The 8700-nt window shown below is 66.6% G+C and carries 6 protein-coding genes; 4 read left to right on the top strand and 2 right to left on the bottom strand.

Translation table 11 applies throughout. The features are described from left to right. The coding region (locus tag AC1DT2_RS01480; RefSeq protein ID WP_477293700.1) for a MurL-like N-terminal domain-containing at positions 1-848 on the bottom strand (848 nt) is incomplete at its 3' end. A 20-nt stretch (positions 849-868) separates the two neighbouring features. Further along, a complete protein-coding gene (locus tag AC1DT2_RS01475; protein ID WP_477293696.1) occupies positions 869-3481 on the bottom strand; it encodes a bifunctional aspartate kinase/diaminopimelate decarboxylase in 2613 nt (870 codons plus the stop codon). Between the two features lie 189 nt (positions 3482-3670). Here AC1DT2_RS01475 and AC1DT2_RS01470 point away from each other — a divergent pair, with 189 nt between their 5' ends. From AC1DT2_RS01470 to AC1DT2_RS01455, 4 genes are read left to right on the top strand one after another with little or no spacing between them, the layout of a single operon-like run. Then, positions 3671-4984 (top strand): APC family permease, encoded by a 1314-nt coding sequence (locus AC1DT2_RS01470; protein ID WP_213948634.1) that lies wholly within the window; start codon positions 3671-3673, stop codon positions 4982-4984. Positions 4985-5031: 47 nt separating this feature from the next. Beyond that, entirely contained in the window at positions 5032-5577 is a 546-nt protein-coding gene (locus tag AC1DT2_RS01465) for a (2Fe-2S)-binding protein (protein WP_082879211.1), read from the top strand. Continuing rightward, positions 5574-7850 carry a xanthine dehydrogenase family protein molybdopterin-binding subunit gene (locus tag AC1DT2_RS01460; protein WP_477293693.1) on the top strand — a complete coding sequence of 759 codons (2277 nt, stop codon included), beginning with the start codon at positions 5574-5576 and terminating at the stop codon, positions 7848-7850. Before AC1DT2_RS01465 ends, AC1DT2_RS01460 begins: the two co-directional genes overlap by 4 nt. 30 nt (positions 7851-7880) lie before the next feature. Then, positions 7881-8645, top strand: a complete 765-nt coding sequence (locus AC1DT2_RS01455) for a class I SAM-dependent methyltransferase (RefSeq protein WP_063573338.1) — start codon at positions 7881-7883, stop codon at positions 8643-8645. Positions 8646-8700: the final 55 nt, after the last annotated feature.

Genomic DNA, 8700 nt, shown 5'->3' with positions numbered 1-8700 from the left:
CGCAGCAGCGAGCAATAGTCGAGGTCGGCAGCGACATGCGTATGGATGTAGTCGTGCAGGGTCTTCTCGAAACCGAAGCCCTTGCTCCACTGGTGGTTCACTTCCTGGCCCTCGTATTCGAGGGTCGCCACGGACGCCGAGCGCTCGTTCGCGAACACCACCGAGTCGTAGCCGTAAAGCACCGCGGCCACGGTGAGGATCACCGAGTTGATCGCGGTGACGGGTATGTGGCCATTCCACGCACCGAGGCGATTGAGCTCGAACAGGCCCGGCGCGAGTTCGCGCGAGATGTTCAGCGTCGACAGTCCCGTGCGCGCGGCGCATTCGGCGATGAGCGGCGAGTTGCCCACCCAGGTTGCCGTCGCATCGGCGCCGATGGATTTCACCGCTTCGACGGCGACCACCGAATCCTTGCCGCCGCCGATCGGCAGCAGCGAACGATGCGGCAAGCCAATCGCCGGCGCGCGCACGGTCACCTTGTCCTCGAATGGAAAAGCGATACGCGAGCGCAGGTCGAGCCGATTGCGATAGGCGAACTCGGCGAGGCCGTGAAGGTACAGCGCGTCGAGCATCGAGGCGCTGTCTTCGTCGAGCGATTCGCCTTCGACGACGATCGTGCCTGGAATACCTGCCTTGTAGTAGCTGACACCAGCAACGAGATGGAGCAGGCGAAGAGCCGCGGCGAACGCAGCCTCACGTTCCGCCGGCACCACAGGAGCACCGGGGAAGGTCACACGCTCGATCAGTTCCGGGCCGTCGTCGAAGGCATAGACGAGTTCGGCCACACCATCGGAAAACGCGTGGCGAACGAAGCGGAAGCGCTCGCTTTCGCGCGGATCGATGGGCATATCCTTATTGGTCACATCGGTCACGGCAGGAGCACCTCGTCGGCTTCGTCACGCAGGTTGTAGCGGGAGGCCATCGCGGCACCGTAGGCACCGCCCTGCGCCACGAGGATCACATCATCCTCCTTCGACTCGGGCAGACGCCTGTCCGAACCGAGGATATCGCCTGATTCGCAAATGGGTCCGACCACCTGATACATCGTGGTGGCGGCTTCACCGTAGCGGCTCAGGTTGGTGATTTCGTGCCAGGCGTCGTACAGCGCCGGACGGATCAGGCTGTTCATGCCGGTATCCAGGCCGAGGTAGCGCATGCCTGCGCCCTTCTCCTTCTCTTGGGTGACCCTGGCCAGCAACACGCCGGCATCCGCGACGAGGTAGCGACCAGGCTCCATCCACAATTCGAACTGCGGGTAGGCCTGGCGCACCGAAGTCAGGACGCGGTCGAGCGCTGCCATATCGAGCGCCGTCTCGCCGGGGTGCGAGGGCACACCGAGACCGCCGCCGATGTTGAGCACGCGGATGGTCCCGATGCGCTCGGCCAGCGAGGCGAGCTGCGAATAGACCTCGCCCCAGTGAGCGGCGTCGAGGATGCCCGAACCCAGGTGCGCATGCAGTCCGATCACCCGTGCACCGGCCGCGTCGGCCAGGCGCAGGAAGCGGTCCAGATGCTCGATGGGAACGCCGAACTTGCTGCCGGTGCCGCCGGTTTTCACCTTGTCGTGGTGGCCGAGGCCACGACCCAGATCCACGCGCAGCATGATGTCGCGGCCGGCGAACATCTCGCCCCAGTGCTCGATAGGATGCAGGGCGTCGATCGTGATCGTCGCCCGCGTCTTCAGCGCGACTTCGAAATCACGGCGCGCGGCGAAGTTGGGCGTGAACAGCAGCGGCACGTTATCCGGCACCGCGGCCGACACCGCCGCGAGTTCACCGGGCGATACACATTCGAAGGCGAAGCCTTCCTCGGCCAATACCTTGAGGATGCCCGGGTGCGTGTTCGCCTTCACCGCGTAGTGCGCGCGATCCACGGCGCGGAGCGATTTCACGCGACGCGCTTGCGCACGCACGGTCGGCAGGTGATAGACGTAGCGCGGCGTGCGTTCTTCGGCGAGCTGCACGAGTTTCGTGCGCTCGCCCTGCCACCAGGCAGCGGCCGGGAGCACCGGATCGCCGGCGCCGTAAAGCGTCTGCCAGGACGGACCGAACACCATGCTGTCGTCCGTGCGCAGGGCGCCCGCACCGATCAGCAATTCGTGCAACCGCGGCAGCATGTTGTCGACGACATCTTCGTCGACGACGAAGGTGATGTTGAGGTTGTTCGACGATTGGGAAATCAGGTGGACGCGCAACTGGCCGAACTCGGCGAGCACACCGGACAGCTTGTGCAACATGGAACGCATGCCGCGGCCGACCAGGGTGATCGCCGCACAGGGGGCGATGACCTTCACCCGGCACACGCGCGCCAGGTCCGCCGCCAACGCGGCGATCGCGTCGGAGTCGAGCAGGTTTTCGGTGGGATCCAGCGACACGGTGACGTTGGTCTCGGCCGAACCGATGAGGTCGACCGACAGGCCGTGGCGCTTGAACGCGTCGAACACGTCGGCGAGGAAGCCGACCTGCTGCCACATGCCGACCGATTCCATCGACACCAGGGTGATGCCCTTGCGCGCGCTGATCGCCTTGATGCTCGGCGCGTGCTCGCGCACCTCGGGACCGATCGACGTGCCTTCGAGTTCGGGCCGGTTGGTGTCCTTGATCAGCAACGGCACGCGGGGTTCGCGCAGCGGCGACAGGCAGCGCGGATGCAGCACCTTCGCGCCCGTGGAGGCGATTTCCTGGGCCTCTTCGTAATCGAGACGCTGGAGCAGCCGGGCTCCGGCCACCTGGCGGGGATTGGCACTGAACATGCCCGCCACGTCGGTCCAGATTTCCACGCGCAAGGCGGCCAGCAGGGCACCGAAGTACGCGGCCGAGGTGTCCGAGCCGCCGCGACCGAGCAGAACGGTGCGGCCAGCGTCATCCCGGGCGATGAAACCCTGGGTGATGAAGACCTCGCCACGCGCCGCCAGGGCAGCGGACAGGGCCGGGTCGTGATGGGGTTCGACCATCGCCGAGAGCAGGCGCGTGCGCTCGTTCTGATTCGGCAGGGCGATCGAGTGCAGGCACTCGCGGGCATCCAGCCAGGCGGTCGGCAAGCCGTTCGCGCTGAGGAAAGCCGCACCCAGCGCACTGGACATCAGCTCGCCATGCGCCTGCACGCGTGCCTGCCAGGCCAGCTCACCCAGCTCCGCCGCGCCCGCTTCCGCCAGGCCGGCAAGGTCCGCCAGGCGTGCGCCGAGGGTATCCGGCAGCGCCAGCGACATCTCCGCGAGCAGGGCATGGTGGCGATCGGCCAGGGCGGCGGCCGCGTCCGAGCGGCGTTTCGAATCCGTGTGCGTGCAAAGCTGTTTCAGGCCATCGGTGATACCGGACAGGGCCGAGACCACGATCAGCACGCGCGCACCTTCGGCGCGGCGGCTGGCGGCCAGCTCGAGGATATTGTGCCAGCGTGCGGCGGTGGCCACGGAGGTGCCGCCGAACTTCATGACGATCCAGGGCGCGTTGGCAGGCAACGGCGCGTTTGCGTTTTCGCTCACGGGATTCTTTGCAGTGAAAATCCCCCGAAGTGTTGCGCTGCAACGAAAAAAAGGCAATGTGGGAGATAGGCATGGCATGATTGTGGGAGCCGGCTGAGCCGGCGATGGCCTTTGCGGCTAGACCGCTCCGTTGGCTTTTCGCCGCTGAAGCGGCTCCTACATTTCATATACGAAGGCCGCCGCTCCTCTATGGAAAATCCCGGATACGCCCGTCGCCTGACCCTCATGGACGCCGCGCTCATCGTCGTCGGCGGCATCATCGGCGGCGGCATCTTCCTTAATCCGGGCATCGTCGCGCAGCGCACCGCCTCGGGCTGGGTCTTGCTCAGCCTGTGGGTGGCTGGCGGCCTGCTCACCCTGATTGGCTGCCTTTGCTACGCCGAACTCGGGGCGCGTCGCCCCGAAGCGGGTGGCAGCTATGTCTACCTGCGTGAGGCGTTCGGCAGGCTCGCCGGATTCCTGTTCGGCTGGACGATGCTGCTGGTGATCTACAGCGGCAGTGCCGCCGCCGTGGCCACCATCTTCGGTAGCTATGCGACCTCCGTCTTCGGCCTCTCCCCTGGCCTGGTCAAGCCACTCGCGGCAGGCGCCCTGGTCTTCGTCACCGGCATCAACCTGTTCGGCATCCGCTTCGGCGCCCAGGTACAGAACGTCTTCGCCATCCTCAAGCTGGCCGCCATCGCCGTGCTCGTCGTCACCGGGCTGGCCTTCGCCGGAGTCGGCACGACGCAGGCACTGGCCACCAGTCCTACCGCGGTCACCGGCTCGCTGGCCGGCGCCCTGCTGCCCGTGCTGTTCGCCTTCTCCGGCTTCAGCTATCTCAATAACCTCGCTGGCGAAGTGCGCGATCCGCAGCGCACCCTTCCCCGCGCCCTGGTCGTCGGCATGGTCGTGGTGATCGCCGCCTACGTGCTGGTGAATTACGCGTACCTTGCCGTCCTCGGCCACGACGGGCTGGCCAACAGCAACGCGCCCGCCGCCGACGTGATGAGCCGCGTGTTCGGCGCGCCGGGTGCGAAGCTGATCGCCATCGGCATCGCCATTTCCACCCTCGGCTTTTGCAACATCACCCTGGTCGCCGGTGCGCGCGTGCTGCAGGTGATGGGGCAGGACGGGCTGTTCTTCTCCAGCGTGGCACGCCTGCACCCGCGCTACCGCACCCCGAACATCGCGCTCATGATGCTTTCGGCGTGGGCGATCGTGTTGGTCCTGCTGGCCAATTACGGCCAATTGCTGGACTTCGCCACGTTCGGTGACTGGGCAGCGTATGCCGTCACCATTGCCACGCTGTTCTGGTACCGCCGACGCAGCAGCGAACGCCCGGTTTTTGCCACACCTGCCTATCCACTGCTACCCCTTCTGTTCCTCGTCGCGGTCATCGGTGTGGTCGTTGCTTACAGCCTGGACAAGCCGCTCAGCGCGGGTGTGGTCTGTCTCGTCGTCCTCGCCGGCCTGCCCGTATACGCCGTGTGGCGACGTCTGTTCAGTAAAGTGACTCGCTGAACAAGGGCACCGATGCCACAATGGCCCGGTTCAGCTGAGGAAAGCAGATGGCACAGCAAGGCCCGACGTCCCCCGTACCCGTCCCCAACAAGGATGCCAATCAACCGGCACCCAAGCCCGTACGTGAAGGCATCGACCTCATCGTCAACGACAAGCGCTATCGCCACACGGGCGAGGCGGGCATGCCCCTGCTCTGGTACCTGCGCGACGTGCTTCGCCTTACCGGCGCCAAATACGGCTGCGACCAGGGCGACTGCGGTTTCTGCACGGTGATCGTCGACGGCAAGGCCGTCGCCGCCTGCCAGACGAAAATGGAAAAAATGAGCGGCAAGCGCGTGACCACGGTCGAAGGCCTGGCCGGCGCTGACGGCAAGCTGCACCCGGTGCAGCAGGCCTGGATCGACGAAGACGCCATCATGTGTGGCTTCTGCCAGCCCGGCCAGATCATGGCCGCGGTGGACCTGCTCTCCCGCCAGAAGAATCCGTCGGACGCGGACATCGACAAGATCGGCAATCTCTGCCGGTGCGGCAGCTATGGCCGGATTCGCAAGGCGATCAAGCGCGCCGCGGGTACGATGAAGGACAAGGCATGAGCGGCGAAGTCCGTCTTTCCCGCCGCCGCTTCCTGAGGTATGCCGCCGGCACCGCGGGTGCGCTGGTCATCGGCATCGGCAGCGCCGAAGCGCTCGATCGCCCCACACCGGTTGCCCTCCTCGGCGATGCCTGGAGCCAGGTCGGCCCGTACCTGCGCGTGGCCGCGGACGGCCGTATCTTCATTGGCGTACGCGACCCGGACAACGGGGAAGGCACGTCGACATCGCTGGCGCGGATCATCGCCGAAGAAATGAGCGCCGACTGGAGCCTCGTCGTCGTCGAGCCGCTCGGGCTCGGGGTAGAACAGGGTAACGGCGAGCCGCGTTTCACCTACGGTCGCCAGCGCAGCGGCGACGCCACCAGTATTCCCGCCGCCTGGGCCGACCTGCGTCAGGCCGGCGCATTGGCACGGTGGCTGTTGCTGCAGGCCGCTGCACGGCGCCTCGGCGTGCCCGCCGACCAACTTCGCGGCGAGAACGGCATAGCCGTTGCTGCGGACGGTCGCACCATTTCCTACGCCGATCTCGCCGCGGCCGCCGCCGGCATCGACGCGCCCACGACCCTGCCGCCGCTCAAACAGCCCGAACGCTACACGCTGATCGGCCAGCCGGCGGGCGACGTAGACGCCAAGGCCGTGGTGACGGGCTCGCTGCGCTACGCGCTGGACGACAGCGTCGGCAATCCCGTGATCGCCGTGATCGCCCGGTGCCCCTACCCCGGCGGCACGCTCGACACGGCGGACCGCGACGCGGCAAAGGCCATCAACGGCGTCTATGCCGTCATCGACATCACGCCCGAACAGGGGCAAACGCAAGGTATGACCGCGCAGGCGCCGGCGCTGGCCGTGCTGGCCCAGGACACCTGGTCGGCACTCGCCGGCCGCGCCGCGCTCAAGGCGACCTGGAAGGCCGGCGACGCCCCGGAACCCTCTGCTTCCGTGCTGGAACAGAAGGCGCTGGATCTCTTCGGCGACGACGTCGGCACGCCCACCATCGTGCGCGAAGACGGCGACATCGCCAGCGCACGCAAGAAAGCGGCGCGGGCTCTCGAGGCGACGTATTTTCAGCCGTGGGTGGCGCATGCGACGGCGGAAACGCCTAACTGTGTCGTTCGCCTCGATCCGGACACCAGCGTGACCGTGATCGCCGCGACCCAGTCGCCGCGCCAGGTTTACACGGTGGTGCAGCGGATGACCGGTTTCCGCCCGGACCAGATCGACATCCAGGTCCCGCGCGGCGGCGGCGGTTTCGGTCGCCGGCTCGAGCAGGATTACATCGCCGAGGCGATGGCCATCGCCCTCGCCAAAAAAGACGATGCGATCCGCAATCGCCCGCTGAAGGTCCTCTGGACCCGCGATGACGACCTCGCTCGCGACTATTACCGGCCGATGGCCGTGCATCGCCTCAATGCCTCGCTCGACAAGGGCAAGAAAGTCATCGGATGGCACCAGCGCATGGCCAGCCCGTCCGCCCTCGTCGGCCGGGCCACGCCCGACAATCGCCTGTGGCAGTCGGAACTGGTCGCCGACGCCCTGCCGGCCGGCCTGGTGCCGAACTTCCGCAGCGACTGGTATCCGCTCGATTCGAAGCTTTCACGAGGCGAATGGCGCGGCTCACCGCACGTGACGCCCACCTTCGCCTCGGAAAGTTTCATCGACGAACTGGCCCACGCGGTCAAGGCCAATCCGCTCGATTTCCGCCTCGCCATGCTCGGCGACGCCCGCCAGTTGCCGTATAGCGGCCGCGGCGGTCCGATCGACACCGCGCGCCTGGCCAACGTGCTCAAGCTGGCGGCCGACAAGATCGACTGGAGCCGCTGGCTGCGCAGCGAAAACGGCCTGGGCATCGCCTGTGCCTACGTTTTCGGCGCCTACGTGRCACACGCGATTGAAGTGGCTCCCACGGCCGACGGCATCGACATCCACCGCGTGGTCTGCGTGGCCGATGTCGGCCGCGCCATCAATCCCCTCGGTCTCGAAGCGCAGTTGCAGGGCGCGACGATGGATGCGCTTTCCACCGCCCTGAACCTCGCCATCACGGTCAAGGACGGTAAGGTGCAGCAGACCGGCTTCCACGACTACCCGATCGCCACCACGCAACCGCTGCCCTACGAGATCGAGACGGTCATCGTGCCGTCAACGGCGGAGCCCACCGGCGCCAGCGTGATCGGCGTACCCTCGGCGGCACCGGCGCTGGCAAATGCGGTGTTTCGAGCCACGGCCGTGCGCGTGCGTCGCCTGCCGCTTCTTCGCGAATTTGCCCGCCTGCGCTGATCCATCGCTTTTCACCGCCCGAGGTACCGCATGACCGCTGCATCCTTTACCTCGGGCCCGCCTGCCCCACGCACCGATGCCGACCTGATCGGCAGCAACAAGCGCTTCTATGACGCGCTCTGGTCGGAAGCGAAGCTGTTCGCACCGGAGCGTTTCAATACCTGGCCGCTGGTGGCGGAACTGACGGCGCAGACCAGCCGGCGGCTCGAAGTCGCACCGGGCCTGCGCCCGCGGCTTCCGCTGGCGGATACCCAGTTCGTCGACCTCAGCCGACCGGCCTTGGCGGAGCTCTCCCGGCATGGCGCGAAGGTCGCCAACGCCATGATCGGCGCGCTGCCTTTCCGGGACGGCAGTTTCGACTTCGTCTGCGCCTTCGACATTCTCGAGCACGTAGTGGATGACGAAGGGGCCCTGGGCGAACTCGCTCGTGTGGCCGAGCCTGGCGCCCGGCTGCTGCTCTCGGTGCCCCTCCATCCCGAGGCCTGGACCGCCTTCGACGACTTCGTCGGCCATTACCGTCGCTACGAGCCCGAGGCCATCCGGGCACTGCTGGCGCGGCACGGCTTCACCATCGAACGCAGCGCCGTCTACGGCATGCAGCCCAAATCCTCGAAGCTGCTCGACCTGGGCCAGTGGTACCTGACCAATCAGCGAGCCCGCGCCATGTGGTGGTACAACAAGGTTTTCATGCCCCTTGGCGTGCGTTTCCAGAAGGCCCTGGCCTTCACGCCGGGCTTCGCGCCGGCGCCGGGCGTAGACGAAGTTCTGCTGGTCTGCCGCAAGGCCGGCGTTTAAATCGAGCAAAAACAGGGGCTTTACACATGACGCGGCGCAAGTGGTTATGATGCGC

It is taken from the genome of Luteibacter sp. P4_E6, assembly GCF_056401535.1.
The sequence above is the reverse complement of the archived record's forward strand: the minus strand, read 5'-3'. Positions and strand labels throughout refer to the sequence as shown.